This is a genomic window from Streptosporangium longisporum, from assembly GCF_039534895.1.
Classification (GTDB): Bacteria; Actinomycetota; Actinomycetes; order Streptosporangiales; family Streptosporangiaceae; genus Streptosporangium; species Streptosporangium longisporum.
Genome location: NZ_BAAAWD010000003.1, coordinates 1 through 19,975, shown reverse-complemented (window position 1 = coordinate 19,975; position 19,975 = coordinate 1). Strand labels below are relative to the sequence as shown.

The window sequence follows — 19,975 nt, the reverse complement described above, 5'->3', positions numbered from 1 at the left end:
GGCTCCGGTGACCCGGTGACCCGGTGACCCGGTGACCCGGTGACCCGGTGACCCTGCGACGCGGCCGAACGGCCTGCGGCCGACGGTCATGGCCGCCGATCCGTTCCCCGGTCCTCGCTTCCGGGGCCCCGGGTCCCGATCAGAGGAGGTCGCCGACGAGGCCGGCGAACTCCTCCGGGCCGACGATCCGCACGCCCAGGCTCTCGGCCTTGGCGCGCTTGGAGCCCGCGTTCTCCCCGGCCACCAGCAGGCTGGTCTTCTTCGAGACGCTGGAGGAGGCCTTGCCCCCGGCGCGTTCGATCAGCTCGTTCATCTCGTTGCGGGTCAGCGCCTCCAGCGCGCCGCTCATCGAACCGGTGACCACCACGGACATCCCGGCCAGCGGCGACCCGGACGTGCCGCCCGCCCCCGGGGCCTCCTGAACGTCGGAGCCGGAGCCGGGGTCGGAACCGGGGTCGGAGTCGGCGTCGGTGACAGGGAGGGCCGGTGGCCTCCAGCCGGGCTCGGTCATGGTGACCCCGGCCGCCACCAGCTTGTCGATCAGCGGCGCGAGCTCGACCAGCTCGGCCACCACCGACGGTGCCTTCTTCGGGCCGATGCCCTCCACCACCTCGATCGCCTCGGCGTCGGCCGCGCGGATGGCGTCCATGCTGCCGAAGTGCCGGGCGATGCGGCGGCTCATGGAGCGGCCGGTGCCGCGCACGCCCAGCGCGCAGAACACCCTGCTGAGCGGCTGGGACTTGGCCCGCTCGATGGCGGCCAGCAGGTTGTCGGTGCTGGTGGAACCCATCCGCTCCAGGCTCAGCAGCTGCTCGCGGGTCAGGAAGAACAGGTCGGCGAAGTCGCCGATCATCCCGGCGTCCAGCATCTGCCGGATGCGCTTCTCGGCCAGGCCCTCGATGTCGAGCTGGTCGCGACCGGCGGCGTAGCCGATGGAGGCGATGATCCGGCAGGCGCGCCCGCGCACGCACCGCCACCGCTCCTGCGAGGCGTCGATCGCGTCCCCGCAGGTCGGGCAGACCTCCGGGATCGGGATCGGCCGCTCGTCGCCGGTGCGCAGGTGCACGACCGGCGCCTCGACGCGCGGGATGACGTCACCGGCCTTGTAGACGGTCACGTGGTCGCCGAGCATCAGGCCCCGGCGGGCGATGTCGGAGGCGTTGTGCAGGGTGGCGTAGGTGACGACGCTGCCGTCCAGCTCGACCGGCTCCAGCACCGCGCGCGGGGCGATGACGCCGGTCCGGCCGGTGTTCCACTCCACGCCGACCAACCTGGTGATCTTCTCGGTGGCGGGGAGCTTGTAGGCGACCGCCCACCGGGGCGCGCGGGTGCCGAAACCGGCCTGCGCCTGGTCGGCGGCGAGATCGCACTTGATCACGATGCCGTCGATGCCGAAGGGCAGGCCGGCGCGCCTGGCCGCGATCTGCTCGACGCGCTCCTGCACCTGCTCCAGGGTGGTGGCGACGATCCCGCCGACCTCGGTGACGGCCGGGGTCCGCACGCCCTGCGCGGCGACCCACGCCATGACCTCGCTGTGCGGCAGCTCCCGCAGCCGCGCCGCCGCCTCGGAGTCGTCACCGGGGTGCGGCAGCGCACCGTAGCCGAAGAACGTCAGCTCGCACACGTACGGCCGGTCCTGGGCGCGCAGCGTGCCCGCGGCGGCGCTGCGCGGGTTGGCGAACGTGGTGCCGTCGTGCGCCTGACGCTTGGCGCACGCCTGCTCGAACTGCTCGGCGGTCATCATCACCTCGCCGCGCAGCTCCACCGTGACCGGCTCGGCCAGCCTGGACGGCAGCCCCACCACGGTGCCGATCGCGTGGCTGACGTCCTCGCCCGCGGTGCCGTCACCCCGGGTGACCAGCTGCGCCAGCCGCCCGCCGCGGTAGCGCGCGGCGATCGCCAGCCCGTCGAGCTTCGGCTCCACGCTCCACGCCGACACCGGGCGGCCCAGCCTGCGCTCCAGTGACGCGGCCCAGTCGGCCAGCTGATCGGCGCCGAAGACGTTGTCCAGGCTCAGCATCGGCACCGTGTGCGGCACGTCGCCGACCACCGCGCCACCGGCCACCTTGCCCGTCGGCGACTCCGGCAGCACCTCGCCGGGATGCTCGGCCTCGTACGCCTGGATGCCACGGACCAGCCGGTCGTAGGCGTCGTCGTCGAGCGCGGAGGTGCCGTCGCCGTAGTAGGCCGCGGCGGCGTCCAGGGCGAGCTGGACGGCCTCGGCGTAGGCGGTCTGATCAGCGAGAAGGGTGCTCGGGGGTGCGTCGGTCATGATCTCATCATCTCGCCCGGCACCGACAGTTTCCGGCATGCGGGACGCGGGTCACGCGGGCGCGCCCGGCTCCCGGCGCCTCGTCGGCATGACGCGATCAGGCCGGCCCGGGGGCCGGGTGAGCCCCGGCCGGCGGCCGTCAGGTCCGGGTCCTTCACGAACCTGACGGCCGCCGGTCATGACGGGCCGATCAGAGGAACCGCCACAGGCGGTCGCCGGCGCCGGAGTCGTCGGCCAGCACGACCTGCGCGCCCTGCGCGGTGGACCCGTTGGCGCTCAGGACGCGGCCGCCGTTGGCGCACTGGATGCGGAAGGAGCCGTTGGTGCCGTACCGCAACCGCCAGCGGTGGTCGCTGGCGCCGGTGTCGGCCCACTGGAGCACCCGGGCGCCCGCGCTCGCCGAGGCGTTCTCGACGCCGAGGACCTTGCCGCTGTTGGAGTTGCGCAGCTTGAGGTAGCCGCCGGTGGCGACCACGGCCGTCCACAGGTGGTCGGCGGTGCCCGTGTCGCCCCACTGGACCACCAGGCCGCCGTCGGCGGTGGACATGTCCGTCACGCCCAGCACCATGCCGCTGCCGACGTTCTGGATGCGGCGCGCGCCGGTGGGCAGGAAACGCCACTGGTTGTCGCCGCTGCCGTTGTCGGCGTCCTGCACGACCTGCGCGCCCTGGCTCGCGGAGCCGTTCAGGATCGCCAGCAGCTTGCCGCTGTTGACGTTGCGGAGCTTGTGGGTGCCGTCCCCGACGTCCACGAGCGTCCACCGGTGGTCGGCGGTGCCCGTGTCGCCCCACTGCAGCACGCGGGCGTTGTCCGTGGTGGCCATGTTCTCCACGCCCAGGACCTTGCCGCTGTGCACGTTGCGCAGCTTGACGGCGTTGCCGTCCACGACCAGGACCCACTCGTGGTCGGCGGTGCCGTTGTCGGCCCACTGCACGGCCAGGCCGCCGTCGGCCGTGGACATGTTCTGGACGCCGAGGACGAGCCCGGTGGCCGCGTTCTGCAGCCGGAAGCTCGCCGTCCCACCGCCCTGGCCGCCGGTGTTCCAGTAGACGGTGTAGTTGTGGCCGTGGGCGTCCTGGAACGGGATGAGGTTGACGGTCGCGGAGTTGGCGGTCGCCGTGAACGTGAGCGCCGAGGTGCTCGTCCGGGTGACCGACGAGGGGTTCAGCGTCGGCAGCGCCGACAGCGCGGTGTTGCCGTAGTTGCCCGACAGCACCAGCGGCCCGTAGGTGACCGCCTGGACGTTCGGGTTGTCGTTGGCGGCCTTCATGACCACGCGCATCGGCAGGCGCAGGGTCACGGTGTCGCCCGAGGCCCACGACCGGGTGATCGTCGCGTACGAGCCGGGCGTGACGGCGATGTCCTGCTGGGTGCCGTTGATGCTGATCGTCGCGCCGCTCGTCCAGGCGGGGATGCGGACGCGCATCGACCACGTGCCGGCGACGTTACCGGTGACCTGGAGCGAGACGGTGTCGCTCGCCGGGAAGGAGGTCGTCTGGGTGACCGTGATGCCGCGCTGGCTCCAGTTCAGCACCGACGGGGTGAACAGGTTCACCGTCAGCGTCGTGCCGTTGTGGAAGTAGATGGAGTCCATCAGCTTGGTGTTCACTTCGATGCCGGTGCCCTGGCAGCACCAGAAGGAGTTGTAGTCGGTGCTCCAGGTGCCGCCGCCCCAGGCTGGGCCGACGCCCCGTCGGCCGCCGGGGTTGAGCGGGGTGAAGTAGGTGATGTGCCCGTGGGCGTCGGCCGGGTTCTGCTGGCCGATGAGGTGGTTGATCAGCGCCCCCTCGTAGTAGTCGAAGTAGTCCGCCCGGTTCGGGTCCAGCAGCCACAGCTCCCGCGTCAGCTTCAACATGTTGTAGGTGTTGCAGGCCTCGGCGGTGTCACGCGCCAGGTACCCGGCGATGGCGTTGGGCGCCCGGAAGTGCTCGGCCTGGCTGTTGCCCCCGATCACGTAGGTGTGCGCGCCGGTGGTGATACGCCAGGCGTTGGAGGCGATGTCGCGGTAGCGGGTCGTGCCGGTGGCCTTGTACTCGCGGGCCGCGCCGATCCACTTGGGCACCTGGGTGTTGGCGTGCAGGCCGTTGAGCTGGTCCTGGTTCGCCGCCAGGGGGTTGAACACGGCGTTGTGGTCGAACCGCTGGGCGGCGGTCAGCCAGCGCTGGGTGCCGGTCTGCTGGTACAGGTCGGTCAGGACGGCGTTCATCCCGCCGAACTCGGTGCCCAGCATGGCCTGCATCTGGGCGGAGGTCAGCCGGCTCGTCCGCCAGTCGACCCAGCCGGCCAGCGCCAGCAGCACGTCGCGGGCCTGGGTGCTCTCCATGTAACGCCACACGTCGAGCAACCCGGCCAGGGTCTTGTGGATGCAGTAGTACGGCACGTTGCCGTTGCTCAGCGTGCGGGCCTCGAGCGCGGTGAAGTCCGACTCGGGGAAGCCGGAGAGGTAGCCGGCGTTGAAACCGGCGGCGCCGTTGTTGGCCTGGCACTTGGCCAGTTCGGCGACCATGGCGTTGGCCTTGTCGCGGCAGGTGGTGTCACCGGTCACCGCGTACGCCTGGGCCCAGGCGGTCAGGAAGTGCCCCTGCATGTGGCTGCGGAAGGGGAAGCTCGGGGCGTCCCAGCCGCCGTTGGCCGCCGCGCCCTGGGTGGACAGCCGGTGGTTGGCGCGGAAGACGTACATCAGCCGGTTGACGTCGACGAACCGCAGGTAGGACAGGGTGCGGTTCTGGTTGTCCAGCCAGCGGCCGGAGGTCAGGCGCACCTGCCCGAAGTCGAACGGGTACGCGGACACGCCGATGTCCGCGCGGACGGGGGCGATCTCGGCGAAGGCGGGCGCGGTGCCGGTGAGCTGACCGGTGGCGGTCGCGGCGGCGGTGATGCCCGCGGCCTGGAGAAGCCGGCGTCGGCTGAGGGGTGACATGTGGACTCCAAAGAGGGTGGAGGGTCGGATCGTGCTGCCGGTCCCGCCGGCGGGGCGGGGCCGGGGTGGTCCCGGCCGCCGGAGCGCCGTGGCGCGGGAGGCCGCCGCCGCCGTACCGGATCGGCGACGGAGGCCGTGTGAACCGCCGGCCTCCGCCGCCGTGTCCGGGGACACGGCGGCGGAAGGGCCCCGGCGGTTCACGCGGTACGGGGAACCGGGCCTCGGAGGGTCGTGATCAGGTGCGGTTCCAGCGCTGGTTGGTACCGCCGTTGCAGGTCCAGATCTGCAGCTTGACGCCGTTGGCGGTGGAGTTGCTGGGCACGTCCAGGCACTTGTTCGAACCGAGGGCGGTGATGGTGCCGTCGGAGTTGAAGCGCCACTTCTGGTTGTTCTGCCCGTTGCAGTCCCAGATGAGGACGCCCGTGCCGTCGGCGGTGCCGTTGTTGTTGACGTCCAGGCACTTGTTGCCGTAAACCCGCAGCTCACCGGCGGCCGTGGAGGTCCACTGCTGGTTGCTCTGGCCGTTGCAGTCCCAGATGTTCACCAGGGTGCCGTTGGCCTGGGAGGCTCCGGTCACGTCGAGGCACCGGCCCGACCCCACCCCCTGGATGCGGGACGTGGACGGGGAGACCGTGGGGGTGGGAGTGGGCGTGGGCGTGGGGCTGGGCGTGCCGCCGCTGACCCGGAACACGACGGTGCCGTGGGCCGGGACGCTCGCCGAGATGGCGCCGCCGGTCGTGGTGACGGCGTTCGTCCAGGCGTCCTTCAGGTTGAAGGAGTTGCCGGCCAGGCCGATGGCGGCCGCGGTGGTGCTGATCGTGGTCGTGCTGCCGCCCTGGTTGAACAGGGCGACCGCGACGTCGCCGTTGCTCAGCCGCTTGGCCAGGATGCGGCGCGTTCCGTCGTTGCTGACCTGGGTGGCCTGCAGGCCGAGCGTGTCCTGGTTGATGGCGATCAGGTTCTGGTTCTTCAGGATCGTGGTGGTCGCGCTGTCCATGTTCCGGACGTCGTTCCCGGCGATCAGCGGCGAGGCCATGATCGCCCACAGCGCGAAGTGGCTGCGCATCTCGGTGTCGGTCATGCCGCCCCGGCCGACCTCCATCATGTCGGGGTCGTTGAACTGGCCGGGCTTGGCGTACGAGGCCAGCGGGACGGTGACGTTGACGATGTTCTGGATGCCCATGGGGTAGCCGTTGGTCTGGCCGGTGTCCCACTTGTTGGTGATGTCCTCGGTGGTCCGCCAGATGTTGGCGATGTCGCCCCAGTTGCGTTGCGGGCCGGTCTTCTCGTGGATGCTGTTGGGGTTGATGCTGTAGAGGATCGGCCGTCCGGTCGCCGCCAGGGCGTCGCGCATCTTGGCGAAGATGCGCACCTGGTCGTTGATGGTGCCGGTGGGGGAGCACCAGTCGTGCTTCAGGTAGTCGACGCCCCAGGCGGCGAACTGCCGGGCGTCCTGGACCTCGTGGTTGAGGCTGCCGGTCGCGCCCGGGTAGGAGTTGAAGTACTGGGCACAGGTCTTGTCCAGGGGAGCCTGGTAGATGCCGAACTTCAGCCCCCGGGCGTGCAGGTAGTCACCGAGCGCCTTCATGCCGCTGGGGAACCGCGACAGGTTGGGCTGGAGGTTGCCGGCGGAGTCGCGGTTGGGGTCCATCCAGCAGTCGTCGACGACGACGTACTGGTATCCCAGGTCGCGCATGCCGTTGCTGACCAGGGCGTCGGCCGTCTGCTTGATCAGGGCCTCGTTGATGTTGCAACCGAAGGTGTTCCAGGTGTTCCACCCCATCGGCGGGGTCCGGCCCACGCCGTTCTCCAGCGCCTGCGCCTGGGTGGCGGGGGTGAGCGCCATGGTCAGCGCCGTCAGGGCCAGCAGTGCACGTGCTCGGTGTCGTCTCATCGATGTCGCTCCTAGCGATGGTCAGGTTCGGGGGATCGCGGGGTGGTCAGGCCGCCGGCTGGTCGGTTCAGCCGTGGCCGTGTGCGCCCGGGAGACCGGACCTGAGGGCTTTCGGTTCAGGGGGTGGTGAGGTCGAAGCGGCGGACGGTGACGGCGCCGCCGAGGGATTGGGTGGCGTGGTTGAAGATCGCAAACCGGTAGCCCATGAAGAACTGCCAGGCGTTGTTGAGGGTGAAGGCCGGTCCCAGGGGGGTGAAGGTGGTGCCGTCGGTGCTGTAGGAGAAACGGGCCTGGCGTCCGGTGCCGGGGCGGATGTCGGCGCTGGCGCGTAGCCAGATGCGGGTGCCGGTGACGGGGGCGCTGGCGGCTTCGGTGCCGGTGCTGGTGGTTTGCCAGCTGCTGTTCATGCTCAGGCCGTTGGTCATGACCAGGCGGGTGGTGTTGTTGTCGCGTTTGAGGCCGATCCACGCTGATTGGTCGCGCAGCATCGCCAGCCCGGAGCGGTCCCCGTTGGCCATGGCCGAGTGGTCGAGTTCGATGGTGGCGGTGGAGGAGGGGCCCTGGATGCGGTGGGTCAGCGTGTTGCGCGCGTTGTAGAGGTCACCTGTGACGGTGGCGGTCTGCAGGCGCAGCCCGTTGCCGGTGGAAAAGCGGCTGGTGTCGGGGTTGTGGTTCCATTCCCAGCGGTGGTCCAGGGTGGGGGAGGTGAAGGTGTCGGGGCCGATCATCGACTTGACCGTCTTGGTGGTCTGGATGTTCGGGCGGGGGTAGGTGGTGCCCCAGGCGCCGTTGACGGTCTGCACGCTGGGCCAGCCGTCAGCGCTCCAGGTGATGGGGGCCAGGGCGGGCATCCGGCCGCCGGGGTAGGCGTCGACGAAGGCCATGTAGTACCAGGCGCCGGTGGGGGTTTGGACCATGCCGCCTTGGTGGGGCACACCGCCGCCGGGGATGGGGCCGGGCATGTTCAGCAACACCTGGCGCATCTCGTACGGGCCGAAGGGGCTACTCGAGCGCAGCACGTATTGGCCGTTGGCCGGGCGGGTGAGCCAGATGTAGTAGTAGCCGCCGCGTTTGTAGAAGCGGGCGCCTTCCAGGGTGCCGACGCTTGAGGGGGTCTGGAAGACCTGCTGGGCGCGGACCTGGCCCAGGCCGTCGGGGGTGAGCTGGGCGACGCTGATGGTGCCGTTGCCGTAGGCGACGTACATGGTGTCGTTGTCGTCGATGAGCAGGCCGGCGTCGTAGTAGCAGTTGTTGATCCGGGCGCGTTTGGTCCAGGCGCCGTCCACGGCCGAGGCGGTGTAGACGTAGGTGCGGTTGAACTCGGTGCAGCCCATCCAGTAGTAGGTGCTGTTGCTGGGCCGGTAGTTCAGCGTCGAGGCCCAGATGCCCTTGACATACGCCCGCCCGCCGGTCAGGTCGTAGGCGCTTGAGTCGAAGTCCAGGCGCGGTACCGAGTGGCCGGCGTATTCCCAGTCGACGAGGTTGTAGGAGCGCAGGATCGGCGCGCCGGGGGAGTAGTGCATGGTGGAGGCGGAGTAGTAGTAGGCATCGCCCACCCGGATGATGTCGCCGTCGGCGAAGTCCTGCCACACGACCGGGTTGGTGTAGGTCCCGCCCGGAGTCGGCGTCGGCGTCGGGGTGGGTGTGGGGGGTGGGGTCGGTGCCGCCGATTTTGACGAACTGCCACTGCTGGTTGGCGCCGCCCCAGTCGGCGTACTGCACGATGTTGGCCCCATCAGCGGTCGAGGCACCTTGCACTTCGAGGGCTTTGTTGCTGTTGCGGTTGATCAGCCGCACGTGGCCTGCGTCGGAGTCGGCCAGGCGCCATTGCTGGTTGGTGCCGTTGAGGTCGGCCCACTGCACCACCGCGCCGCCATCGGCGGTGGAGAAGCCGCTGACGTCGAGGACCTTGCCCGAGTGGCGGGACTTGATGCGGTAGTAGCCGCCGCCGGAGTCGACGAACTGCCACTGCTGCTGGTTGCCGTTGTTGCGGCTCCACTGGGTGATGCGGCCGCCGTCTGCGGTGGAGAGGTTGTAGACGTCCAGCGCCTTGCCGCTGGTGCGGTTGACCAGCACGTACCACGCATTCGTGTCCACCGTCGCCGCGGTCGCGGAGGAGGTGGCGAGGGTGAGCAGGGTACTGGTGAGCACGACCGACGTGATGACGGCGATCAGTACGCGCAGGCGATTTCGCCTGGTGGGACGCATGATTCTCCTTCAAGAACGTATCGACGCGATGGTGCGATCATGAAGTTGTCCGGAAGGTGTCCTCCTGCCGGCCCGCGGCGCTCGACGAGACCCGGCGACGGGACACCGTTCGACCGGGCCGTCAGCGGGCGGGGAGCCCATCGCCTCGGGGGCCGGGTGTCGGCCGCCGAAAATTGTTATCGCTAACATTCGAAGTTCGAGATTTTCATGGCCTGCTCCTGAGGGGGGTGATGTCGCGGAGTACATACGACCGGCCGATCGGCGTCAACGAGCCGTGATTCCCGCCGAACCGGTCAACGTCCTCCGCACGCTTCGCTGCCTGGCCATTCGTCCGGAGAGGACTCACGCGGTGGCGCCCGGAAACGTGAAAGTTTCACAGAAGTTACGCCGTCACGACCGTAAGCTTCGGGTGAATCCGTCCGATGTCCCCGGCCGGGTCGCCGGGAGGGACGGTCTCCCTCCCGATCGGCCCCGGGCGCACACCGGGTCGGCGACCGCTCCGCCCCTCGGAGGAAGGTGCCCGCGACGGCCGGGAGCAGCGGGAACGATCCCGGCCGGGAGGACGCGGCACCCCGGCGTCCTCCCGGTGCGACCCAGGCGCGGGCCGCGACGGTGTTAACGCGAACAGTGACGTGCGGGTGCCGGGCCGTCCCGGAGCACGACGTGCGCACCGGGATGTCCTTCACCGTGACCGGCCGCCGCCGCCGGGGCACCCGTGGATCGGGTCCGGCGGGCCGCCGGCCGTCATACGCCCGTGACGGTCCACTGGTTGTTGGTGTTGCCGTTCGGGGCCCACATGGCCACGGTGGAACCGGCGGTGGCGTTGCCCATGCCGTCGAGGGCCGTGCCGGTTCCGCGGTTGATGATCTGCTGGCGGCCGTTGCCCACGGCGGCCAGGCGCCACTGCTGGTTGTTGCCGCCGTTCCAGGCCGACTGCCGGGCGACGGCGCCGTTGGCGGCGTTGCCCCAGCTGTCGATCACCATGCCGTTGGCGCGGTTGACGATGCGGTACCAGCCGCCGCCCAGATCGACGAGCTGCCACTGCAGGTTGGTGCTGCCGTCGTAGTTCCACTGCTTGAGGTTCGACCCGGAGGCGACGTTGCCGCCGCTGTCCAGGGCCAGGCCCGTGGTGCCGTTGGTGATCCGCGCGTAGGTGGGCTGCGGAGCGCCGGTCCCGGTCAGGCGGTACGTGCGGCCCGCCTGGCCGGTCAGCGCGACGACGTCGGCCTCGGGCTTGGTGACGGTGACGGCGGCCCCGCTCTCGGCGTCGACCACCTGGTGGGTCCCGGTGAAGATCCGGTTGCGGACGTTGACGGTCCCGTCACGGTCGAACCTGACGAGGATCTCGGTGGCCGTGCCGGAACTCCACGTCGTGCCCACGGTGTAGCCGCCACGCCCGCGCAGGCCCTGCACCTTCCCGGCCGGCCAGGCGGACGGCAGTGCCGGGAGCACGTGCAGCTCGCCGTTGTGGCTCTGCAGGAGCATCTCCGCGATACCGGAGGTGGCGCCGAAGTTGCCGTCGATCTGGAACGGCGGATGCAGGTCGAACATGTTCGGCGCGAGCCGGGCCGTCGTCACCAGCAGGCGGATCAGGGTGTGCGCGCGGGCGCCCTCCTCCATCCGGGCCCAGTAGTTGATCTTCCAGGCGAGCGACCAGCCGGTCCCGTCGTCGCCGCGCAGCTCCAGGGTCCGCCGCGCCGCGTTGTACAGGGCGGGGGTGCCGCGCTTGGTGATCTGGTTGCTGGGGTGCAGGCCGTACAGGTGGGAGATGTGCCGGTGGGCGGGCTCGGTCTCGATCCAGTCGTACAGCCACTCCTGGATGTTGCCGCGCGAGCCGGTCTTCATCGGGGGGAGCCGGTCCCGGGTGGCCAGGACCCGCGTCCGGAAGTCGGCGTCGACCCCGAGCACCTGGCTGGCCTTGGCGCAGCCGTTGAACAGGTCGCGCAGGATCTGGTTGTCCATCGTGGGGCCGGCGCAGACGCTGACGCCGTTGTGGTGGAGCAGCTCCGGGGAGTTGGACGGGTTCGTGACCAGGAATCCCAGGCTCGGCTCCTGCACGAGGGTGTCGAGGAAGAACTGCGCGGCGCCCTTCATCGCCGGGTAGTACCGCCGCAGGAACTCGACGTCGCCGGTGAAGGTGTAGTGCTCCCAGATCAGGGTGGCCAGCCACGCGCCGCCGGTCTGCCACATGCCCCAGGCCGCGCCGTCGACGACGGAGGTGGCCCGCCAGGCGTCGGTGTTGTGGTGGGTCACCCAGCCGCCCGCGTTGTACTGGACCTGGGCCGTGCGGGCACCGGTGACCGTCAGGTCGTTGATCATCGCGAACACCGGCTCGAAGCACTCCGACAGGTTCGTCGTGTCGGCCGGCCAGTAGTTCATCGGCAGGTTGGCGTTGATGGTGTACTTCGAGTCCCAGGCCGGCGCCAGCGAGTCGTTCCAGATGCCCTGCAGGTTGGCCGGCTGGGTGCCCGGCCGGGACGAGGAGATCAGCAGGTAGCGGCCGAACTGGAACAGCAGCACCGAGAACTGCGGGTCGTTGACGCTGTTGTGCTGCGCGATCCGCACGTCGGTCGGCTGGTCGGCCGCCGGGGTGCGGCCCAGGTCGAGCGTTGTGCGCCCGAACAGCCGCTGGTAGTCGGCCACGTGCCGGTCGCGCAGTTCGGTGTACGTCCTGGCGACGGCGGCGTTCAGATGCTGCCGGGCGATGCCCTGGTGGTCGCCGCCGACGTCGCGGAAGGTGCGGTAGCTGGAGCCGATCGAGATCAGCACCGTCACGCTGTTCGCGGACGTCACCTGCAGCGTGCCGCCGGAGCTGGTGACGGTGCCGCCCTCGATGACGGCCTTGGCCAGGCCCGTGAACCGGACCGCGCCGGTCTTGCCCTCCATGTTGCCCGAGACGCCGCCGATCGCCACCGTCGTGGAGTCCGGGCTGGACCGCGTCGTCTGCTGGGGGCTGTCGAACGTCGCGGAGAACGAGATCGAGCCGGGCCTGTCGGCGGTCAGGCGCATGACGATCACCTGGTCCGGCGCGCTCGCGAACGTCTCGCGCTGGTGGCGCACGCCGTTCTTCAGGTACGACACCGTCGTGGTGGCCGTGGTCAGGTCCAGGTAGCGGTTGTACTCCGAGACCCCGGAGGCGTTGCCGAAGGCGAGCCGCAGGTTGCCGACGGTCTGGTAGGCCAGCTGGCCCGCGGGGCTGCCGAGCATGTTCTGGTCGATCAGGGTCTGGGCCTGGGCCCACTGGTTCTGGAAGACCAGCTGCCTGATCTGCCCGAGCGCGCCCGCGCCCCGGGTGTTGCTCTGGTCGTAGGGGCCACCGGCCCAGACGGTGTCCTCGTTGAGCTGCAGCCGCTCGGTGTCGACGTTGCCGAACACCATGGCGCCCAGGCGGCCGTTGCCGATCGGGAGCGCGCGCAGCCATTCGGTGCCGGCGCTCTCGTCGTACCACAGGGCCAGGTCGCCGGCGGCGCTGACCGCCGGAGGGGGTGCCGAGGCGGCCCGCGCGGCCGCCGTCCACTGGAGCGGTAACAGCAGGGCTCCGGCTCCGGCCGTTCCGATCTGCATCAGTCGCCTGCGTGACAGGTGGTTCTCGTCGGACATGTCGTTCCCATCGGTAGGGGGTGTGGCGCTCGGAAGTGCCAGGACGGAGGAACGGGAGGGGGTGATCGAGAGGGGTTATTCCTGGACCTTGCCTCCGGTCAGCCGGGACAGGATGAGGGCGATGAGGATGATGGCGCCGTTGAGGGCCTGGATCCACTGGGCGGGCACACCCGCCAGGGTGAGGACGTTCTGGATCATGTAGAGGAGCAGGATGCCGGTGAACGCGCCGAACACGGTGCCCTTGCCGCCGTTGAGGCTGACGCCCCCGATGACGGCCGCGGCGAACACGGTGAAGATGGCGCCGTCGCCCTGGCCGGCGGCCACCGAGGCGAGGCGTCCCGACAGCAGCAGGCCGCCGAGGGCGGCGAGCAGGCTCGCACCCACCAGGGCGGTCCACAGCACCCGGCCGGTACGGATGCCGGCGGCCTTGGCCGCGTCCACGTTGCCGCCGATGGCGTACAGGGCACGGCCGTAGCGGGTGAAGCCGAGCAGCACGACGCCGAAGGCGAACAGCAGCAGGCACAGCCAGATCGAGGCGGGCACGCCGAGCCACAGGGCCGAGCCGAGATAGAGCATCGACGGCGGCAGGTTGAAGAAGGTCTGGCCGCCGGAGATGCCGGTGAGCAGGCCGCGCAGCACGATCAGCATGCCGAGGGTGACGATGAAGCCGTTGAGCCCGAACCGCACGATCAGCAGGGCGTTGATCGCGCCGATCAGCGCGCCGACGGCCAGGGTGACCGGGATCGCCCAGACGCCCGGCAGCACGCCCAGCCCGGCGCCCGAGCCGACGGCCACGGTCAGCCAGGCGGCCACGCCCGGCGCGAGACCGAAGGTCGACTCCAGTGACAGGTCCATCCTGCCGGCGACCAGGACGATCGTCTGTGCCAGGACCAGCAGCGATATCTCCGACATGGTCTGCAGGATGTTGATCAGGTTGTCGGGCTGCAGGAAGATCGGGTGGACGATCCGGCCGACGACGGCGATCACGACGATCGCGGGGATCAGCGCGAAGTCGCGCAGCCCGGCCAGCCGCACCCGCGGCCGTTCCCGCCGGGGGGCGGCGCTCTCCGGGGCGGGCGTGAGGGTCTTCTCAGACATCGGGGGCATCCGGGGCGTCAAGGGTGTCGGGGGCATCCGGGGTGTAGGGGGCGTCGGAGGCGTCGGGGGTGTCGAGCCGGACTCCTTCCATGGCCGCCACCACGTCGTGGTCGTGCCATCCCGCGGCCATCTCCGTGACGAGGCGGCCCTGGAACATCACCAGCAGGCGGTCGCACAGCCGCAGGTCGTCGAGCTCGTCGGAGGCGATCAGCACGCCGCTTCCCCCGGAGGCCGTCTCCTCGACCTTGCCGAGCAGGAACTCCTTCGACTTCACGTCCACCCCGGCGGTGGGGGTGATCAGCACGAGCAGCCGGGGGTCGGAGGCCAGCGCCCTGGCCATGACGACCTTCTGCTGGTTGCCGCCGGACAGGCCCGTCACGGGCAGGCCGGGGCCGGGGGTCTTGATCGCCAGGTTGGTGATCAGGGTCCTGGCCAGCCGGTCACGCCGCCGGCCGCTGATCAGGCCGGCCTCGCCGAGCCGTTCGGGCACGGTCATGGTGGCGTTGTCGGCGATCGACATCATCGGGACGAAGCCCTGGTGGTGCCGGTCGCGGGGGACGAAGCCGACACCCGCGGCGAGCGCGTCGGGCACGCTTCCGGGACGGGGACGGCGGCCGGCGACCTCGATCGCGCCCGAGTCGGCCGCGCGCAGCCCGGCGACGGTCTCGGCCAGCTCGGTCCGGCCGCTGGCCGCCGCCCCCGCCAGGCCGACGATCTCACCGGCCCGGACGCGGAGGTCGACCTCCCGGTAGGCGTCCCCGTACGACAGGCCGCGCACGCCGAGCACCTCTCCAGCGTCGGCGGGCACGGACGCCCGGGGCAGCGCGGCGGTCAGGCCGGTGGCCTCTCCCGCCATCGCCGCCACCAGCTCGGCGTGGCTCAGGTCGGCCACCGCGGTGGTCAGGATGTGCCGGGCGTCGCGGAAGACCGTGACCGTGTCGCAGATCTCGTAGATCTCCTGCAGGTGGTGGCTGATGAACAGGAAGGTCACCCCCTGTTCCTGCAGGGCCCGGATGCGGGTGAACAGCCGGGCGATGGCGGCGGCGTCGAGCTGGGCGGTCGGTTCGTCGAGGATGATGAACCGGGCACCGAAGGACAGCGCACGGGCGATCTCCACGAACTGCCGCTGCTCGACGTCCAGCTCGCCGGCCGGCAGGCGTACGTCGACGTCCACCGACCAGCCGGCCAGCAGCGCGGCCGCCTTGCGCCGCAGCGCGCCCCAGCGGACCAGCCCGAACCGGTTCAGGTCGTGGCGGTGCAGGTAGAGGTTCTCCGCCACGGTCAGCTCGGGGATGATCGTGGACTTCTGGTAGACGCAGGCCACCCGCCGCCGCCAGGCGTCGCGGTCGGCCGGGCGCGGGGCGGGCTCGCCGCCGAAGCGCACCTCGCCCTCGTCGGGGGACGTCAGGCCGGTGAGGATCGAGACCAGGGTGGACTTCCCGGCCCCGTTGCGGCCGACCAGGGCGTGGGTCCGGCCGGGCATGACCTGGATCCCGGCGCGGTCCAGCGCGACGGTCTCGCCGTACCGTTTGGTGACGCCCACCGCCTCGACGACGGGGGCGGGCGCCGGGTCAGCCGCCAAGGTTGTTGCCCCACAGCGAGGAGTCGTCCGACTTGACGCTCGGGACGCCGCCGTAGGTGCCGCCGTCGGCGGTGACCAGGGGAGCGGAGAGCTGGTCCTCCAGCAGGCCGGGACGCACCTGGACGATGGTGCTGTCGTGGTCGGTGGGGCCGGGCTTGAACGTCTTCCCCTCGATGGCGGCTTTGGTGTACTGCAGCGCGTACCTGGCGTACTGGTCGGCCGGCTGGGAGACGGTGGCGTCGATGGTGCCGGCGGCGATCTCCTTCAGTTCCTGGGGGATGCCGTCGTTGGAGATGACGAAGACGTGCTTGGAATCGGACGGCGGGACCAGCAGGCCGCGCTGCTTGAGCACCTGGAGGGTGCCCGCCAGGGCGAAGCTGGACTGCATGTAGACGCCCTTGATGTCGGGGTTGGCGGTGAGCTGCGTCTGCAGTTTCTGCGAGGCGACGGCGCCGTCCCAGTTGGTGGCCTCGCCGAACACCGTGATGCCGGGGTAGTCGGCCTTCATGCACTCGTTGAACGCCTCGGTGCGGTCGCGGCCGTTGATGGAGGCAAGGTCGCCCTGGAGCATGATGACCTTGCCCTTGCCGGACAGCTTCTCGCCGAGGAACTTGCACGCCTTCTGGCCGTAGGCCCGGTTGTCGGCGCGTACCACCATGTAGGCGTCGCCCTGCTCGGGGCGGGTGTCGACCATGACGACGGGGATCTTCTTGGCGGTGAGCTGCTGGAGGGTGGGGGCCACGGCGGCGGTGTCCTGCGGCGCCAGCACGAGGCGCCTGACGCCCTGCCGATGAGGCTCTGCACGTTGGCGGTGAGCGTGGAGATGTCGTTCTGGGAGTTGGTGGTCTTCAGCTCCAGGCCGTTCTCGGTGCCGAACTGGGGGACATACCTGATGAAGGAGTTCCAGAAGTCGGTGTCGGAGCGGGGGTAGTCCACCCCGACGACCGGTCTGCGCCCGCCGGGGGCGGCCGCCGTGCCTCCGGCACACCGCGTCGCCCCCGCAGCGGCCGGTCAGCCCGGCCGCCAGGGCGACGGCCGCTCCCAGGGCGAGTCCTCGTCTCATGGTCGTTCCTTTCTGTGCTCGTCAGCACCGAAGAGCCGTGCATGCCGCCGTCCACGGCGCAGGTGCGGTGCCCGGTGGTCGAGCCGGACAGAGGCTCGCCAGGTACGCGACGGCCTCGGCACACCTCGTCGGCCGAGACCAGAGGCGGCCCATCGGCTGGCGGGCGGAGAGCGCCCGGCGCTCCTCCTCGGGGTCGGGGCCGCCTCCAGCAACCGGCTCACCACGGGGTGTCGCGTGTGGCCGGGTTGACGCAGTTGACGCGGCACGCCCTCGGCGACCAGGTCGGCCGCCATGGCCCGCGTCATGGACAGCACCGCGCCCACTTGGTGGAGGAGTACAGGACCCGCTGCGGCAGCCGGCGGTCCCGCGATGGAGCAGGTGTTCACGATCGCCGCGGCCGTGACGCCCGCAGGTAACGGCAGCGGCGCCCTGGCCACCCGGACCATGCCGAACACGTTGACGTCGAAGACCCGGCGCACTCGTCGTCGTCGTGTCCTCGATCCCGCCCTGGGCGCCGATCCCCGCGTTGTTCACCAGGATGTCGATGCCGCCGAAGCCGGTCCGCGGCCTCGGCCACGGTCGGCCCGCACCGACGCGTCGTCGGTCACGTCGGCCCGCACCCCGAGCAGGGCTCGGGCACCCCGGGGCGCCGAAGCACCGAGGTCGCCGGGACTGCCGGGAACAGGTCGAGGCAGGCCACCGCGGGCCCCGCGCGCGGCCAGCAGGTGGCGGTGGCCAGGCCGATGCCGGAGGCGCCGCGGTGACGACGGCGGTGAGCCCGTCGAAGGTGCCCATCACGCCACCTTCCCGGTCTCGCGGTCGTGACGCCGGTCGTGACGGTGGCCGCGTTCGGCGGTCCACCGGGGGCCGTGGCGGGTAGCGTACTCGGCGGCGCGACCGCCGGGTGCATCTCGCCGCCTCTCCCGGTCCGAGGGGGGGCGACGTACCGGCCGTCCGCGATACACACACCGAGTCGGTGAAGGTGCTCGTGCAGGTGGTCGATGTACTCGATGACGCGGTCCTCGACGGTGCCGCTGGACGGCCACGTAGTCGGACATCGCCAGTGCTGGAACCATACTCGCACAGGCCGACGCCGCCCAGCGTGGTCGGGCACCAGCCGTAATAGCCCCCAACCAAAAAAAAAACCCGCACCCCACCACAACCGCCCCCCCCCCACCCCCCCCCCAGAACACACCGCGCCTGCTCCATCCGCCTCCCCCCACCCGCCCAGAAACGCAACCACCCGCCCCCGCCCCCCCACCCCCCCTACCTGTCCCTAGGTCCACCTTCCCCACCCCCCCCCCCCCCCACCCAGCTTCACCACAACCCACCCGCCACCTAATTACTGGGCCCGTACCCCGTCTTCTCCACTCTCACCCCCCGTTCGAGAAGCTAAGGCCAGGGGGGGGGTCCTCCCCCCCCTCCCGTCCCTCAGTCCGGTGGCCAATGGCCCCCTTCGCGCATGGCCAGCGCCGTCTCAAGCCCGCTTCTTTTGGTTGGATGTGTTGTTAGCGTACTGCGCTTCCGCCCGCCCGCTCGCCGGGCGTTTGATCGCGTAGTGGATACACGGTCCTCGGTCGGTTGCGACCTGTCACCCCCGCCCCGGGTCGCGACCACTCCACGCGCACCCACCCCCCCGGCAGATCTTACTGTCTCCTCACGGCGAGTTGAGGTGCTGGCGTGGGGCCCACCACCCCCTCCCCATTTTAGGTCAGGTCCCAATTTGCGCCACCTAAGTGTGCACCACCCCGCGCCGCGCAGTCACGACCGCTGAGTTTGTGGTCTGCACTTACATAGCTGGGACTTAGCCCTTCCGCGCCGCGTACCGCCCACACCGTGTAGACTGTAAGGAATGGACCACCCCGGATGCGCGTGCGGGCTTCCGTCCACTCCCCCCCCCATGGGCCCCCCCCCGCCGCCCACCTCCCCACCCGGTCCCCCCACCCCACCCCGCCCCCCCCCCCACGTCCCCCAGTGATCTCCCCCAAGCCCATCGCTTCGCTCCGGGAGGCCTCCAAACCCCAACCACAACATCGGAATCGACGTATGGAGCTGTCTCCATGTCCGTCCAATTCTGGTGTGTCTGTCGAGCTCTCATCTTTTCTGTTCACCGCCGTCTTGATTTGGCCAGCTTTCTGGATGTGTCGCAGGCCTTATTGTTTGCGAGGGCTTTTCCGAATGCCCGAGGTGAATGCACTTGGCTTTCCGTCATAGCTGTCTCGCTTTTTTATTTTGCGCGGCCCATTCCCTTCTGCTTTTAAGTCAGCAAACCGCTCTCTCTACTATATCTTTTCTCTTCTCTCTCGTTGTAGTGCTGCGCTAGAAATCATTATGATGGATATGCGTGCTCGGTGTCGTACCTGCTGGTAATGTTCGTAATGTCCTTGCTCATCTCTTTTTGGGGTCTCGTGATGTCGCCCGCGTCCTTACTCTGTCCTGGATCTCTGTTCCTTCGTAGTTTCTTCCTAGTTGCACCTATGTTACGCTACTCAAGCTTTACCCCCGTCAGCGTGTATTTGCTTGCATCTGGCGCTTTGGCGTCCCGTTTGCATGAGATCCGTCCTGGTCGATCTGCTTAGGCTGCGCCGCTGATCTCACTTTTTCACGCTGAGATTCTTTCATGGTCTGTCAACTTGCCGTCCGTTCTTCTCGGTCCCGGGCGTCGAGTCTTCTCTCGGCTCTCAAGTCTGTAACTTTCCTCTGCACGTTGTGGATCTTTTCGTTCTGTTTGCGTCTTTCAAACTTTCGTTCCTCTGACCGTCTTTTCATTTTGATCTTCTGCTTTGTTTCCCGTCCTTTCTGACATCTTTCGTATCCCTCACTGCTCGCGCTTTGTTTCCACGCGCTCACATACCTTCCACTTCCTCGTTTTCACGTCTCCCCTCGCCCCTTCCCTTTCTCTTTCACTATTTCTCTACTCCTCGTATGTGTGCTACCTCACCCCCCTTTTCCTTCTTCCGCAGGAGGAAGATCATGCTTCAGTCGGTGCAACGAAAAGGTTCGAAGGGCGGGGGGGACCCGTAAAATAACGAGCTCCTCACACGTTTGGCCGCGGGCGTGTCTCTCATGCTTTCTCTACTCGGATCCGCGGGAACAAGCCACCGTCACGGCCGGGGGCGTAGGGTTCGGGGCACCGAACAGGTGCCTGGGGTGTGGCTCTGTTATGCGTGTTGGGATGGGAGAGGGGCGGACTCTGCGGCACCGCCGGAGTGTCCGAGGGGAACCGGACTCGGTTCCGTTTAAAGGAAGGAGCCGTGTAAGCTCCGTGGGGGAAGGGGTGAGAAGAAGGTAAAGTATTTATCAAACGACACGGTTGGCGAGGTGCTGACGTCCTTGGG

At 69.5% G+C, this 19,975-nt stretch carries 11 protein-coding genes and 1 pseudogene; 2 read left to right on the top strand and 10 right to left on the bottom strand.

Annotation, left to right across the window (positions count from 1 at the left end; translation table 11 throughout):
* Positions 1-139: 139 nt before the first annotated feature.
* The 5 genes and pseudogenes from ligA to ABD832_RS02515 form a co-directional block, all read right to left on the bottom strand.
* Positions 140-2,272, bottom strand: a complete 2,133-nt coding sequence (ligA, locus tag ABD832_RS02535) for an NAD-dependent DNA ligase LigA (RefSeq protein ID WP_344887616.1) — start codon at positions 2,270-2,272, stop codon at positions 140-142.
* 190 nt (positions 2,273-2,462) lie between these two features.
* A complete protein-coding gene (locus ABD832_RS02530) occupies positions 2,463-5,192 on the bottom strand; it encodes a beta-L-arabinofuranosidase domain-containing protein (protein WP_344887613.1) in 2,730 nt (909 codons plus the stop codon).
* Between the two features lie 235 nt (positions 5,193-5,427).
* A complete protein-coding gene (locus ABD832_RS02525; protein ID WP_344887610.1) occupies positions 5,428-7,086 on the bottom strand; it encodes a glycoside hydrolase family 27 protein in 1,659 nt (552 codons plus the stop codon).
* A 116-nt stretch (positions 7,087-7,202) separates the two neighbouring features.
* Positions 7,203-8,678 (bottom strand): glycoside hydrolase family 43 protein, encoded by a 1,476-nt coding sequence (locus tag ABD832_RS02520; RefSeq protein ID WP_425582563.1) that lies wholly within the window; start codon positions 8,676-8,678, stop codon positions 7,203-7,205.
* Between the two features lie 85 nt (positions 8,679-8,763).
* Positions 8,764-9,162: pseudogene (locus ABD832_RS02515) on the bottom strand (RICIN domain-containing protein); the annotation flags it as partial.
* 13 nt (positions 9,163-9,175) lie between these two features.
* Here ABD832_RS02515 and ABD832_RS02510 point away from each other — a divergent pair.
* Positions 9,176-9,337 (top strand): hypothetical protein, encoded by a 162-nt coding sequence (locus ABD832_RS02510; RefSeq protein WP_344887604.1) that lies wholly within the window; start codon positions 9,176-9,178, stop codon positions 9,335-9,337.
* Between the two features lie 701 nt (positions 9,338-10,038).
* On the opposite strand, the gene ABD832_RS02505 is transcribed toward ABD832_RS02510, so the two are convergent.
* From ABD832_RS02505 to ABD832_RS02490, 4 genes are all read right to left on the bottom strand, one after another.
* Positions 10,039-12,894: a glycosyl hydrolase family 95 catalytic domain-containing protein gene (locus ABD832_RS02505; RefSeq protein ID WP_344887601.1), complete on the bottom strand. Its 2,856-nt coding sequence runs from the start codon at positions 12,892-12,894 to the stop codon at positions 10,039-10,041.
* 75 nt (positions 12,895-12,969) lie between these two features.
* The gene (locus tag ABD832_RS02500) at positions 12,970-13,992 is read right to left on the bottom strand and encodes an ABC transporter permease (protein ID WP_344887598.1); all 1,023 of its coding nucleotides are present in this window, start codon (positions 13,990-13,992) and stop codon (positions 12,970-12,972) included.
* Positions 13,985-15,574 (bottom strand): sugar ABC transporter ATP-binding protein, encoded by a 1,590-nt coding sequence (locus tag ABD832_RS02495; protein ID WP_344887595.1) that lies wholly within the window; start codon positions 15,572-15,574, stop codon positions 13,985-13,987. The genes ABD832_RS02500 and ABD832_RS02495 overlap by 8 nt, the downstream gene beginning before the upstream one ends.
* Entirely contained in the window at positions 15,564-16,343 is a 780-nt protein-coding gene (locus ABD832_RS02490) for a sugar ABC transporter substrate-binding protein (protein ID WP_344887593.1), read from the bottom strand. The genes ABD832_RS02495 and ABD832_RS02490 overlap by 11 nt, the downstream gene beginning before the upstream one ends.
* Positions 16,344-16,364: 21 nt before the next feature.
* Between ABD832_RS02490 and ABD832_RS02485 the strand changes: the two genes are divergently transcribed.
* The gene (locus ABD832_RS02485) at positions 16,365-16,505 is read left to right on the top strand and encodes a hypothetical protein (RefSeq protein ID WP_344887590.1); all 141 of its coding nucleotides are present in this window, start codon (positions 16,365-16,367) and stop codon (positions 16,503-16,505) included.
* Positions 16,506-16,633: 128 nt separating this feature from the next.
* On the opposite strand, the gene ABD832_RS42020 is transcribed toward ABD832_RS02485, so the two are convergent.
* Positions 16,634-17,083, bottom strand: a complete 450-nt coding sequence (locus tag ABD832_RS42020) for a hypothetical protein (RefSeq protein ID WP_425582565.1) — start codon at positions 17,081-17,083, stop codon at positions 16,634-16,636.
* Between the last annotated feature and the right edge of the window lie 2,892 nt (positions 17,084-19,975).

Bases quoted from the DNA above. Each gene is read 5' to 3' on its own strand.
- ligA (WP_344887616.1), bottom strand. From the start codon at position 2,272: ATGACCGACGCACCCCCGAGCACCCTTCTCGCTGATCAGACCGCCTAC.
- ABD832_RS02530 (WP_344887613.1), bottom strand. From the start codon at position 5,192: ATGTCACCCCTCAGCCGACGCCGGCTTCTCCAGGCCGCGGGCATCACC.
- ABD832_RS02525 (WP_344887610.1), bottom strand. From the start codon at position 7,086: ATGAGACGACACCGAGCACGTGCACTGCTGGCCCTGACGGCGCTGACC.
- ABD832_RS02505 (WP_344887601.1), bottom strand. From the start codon at position 12,894: ATGTCCGACGAGAACCACCTGTCACGCAGGCGACTGATGCAGATCGGA.
- ABD832_RS02500 (WP_344887598.1), bottom strand. From the start codon at position 13,992: ATGTCTGAGAAGACCCTCACGCCCGCCCCGGAGAGCGCCGCCCCCCGG.
- ABD832_RS02485 (WP_344887590.1), top strand. From the start codon at position 16,365: ATGAGGCTCTGCACGTTGGCGGTGAGCGTGGAGATGTCGTTCTGGGAG.
- ABD832_RS42020 (WP_425582565.1), bottom strand. From the start codon at position 17,083: ATGGTCCGGGTGGCCAGGGCGCCGCTGCCGTTACCTGCGGGCGTCACG.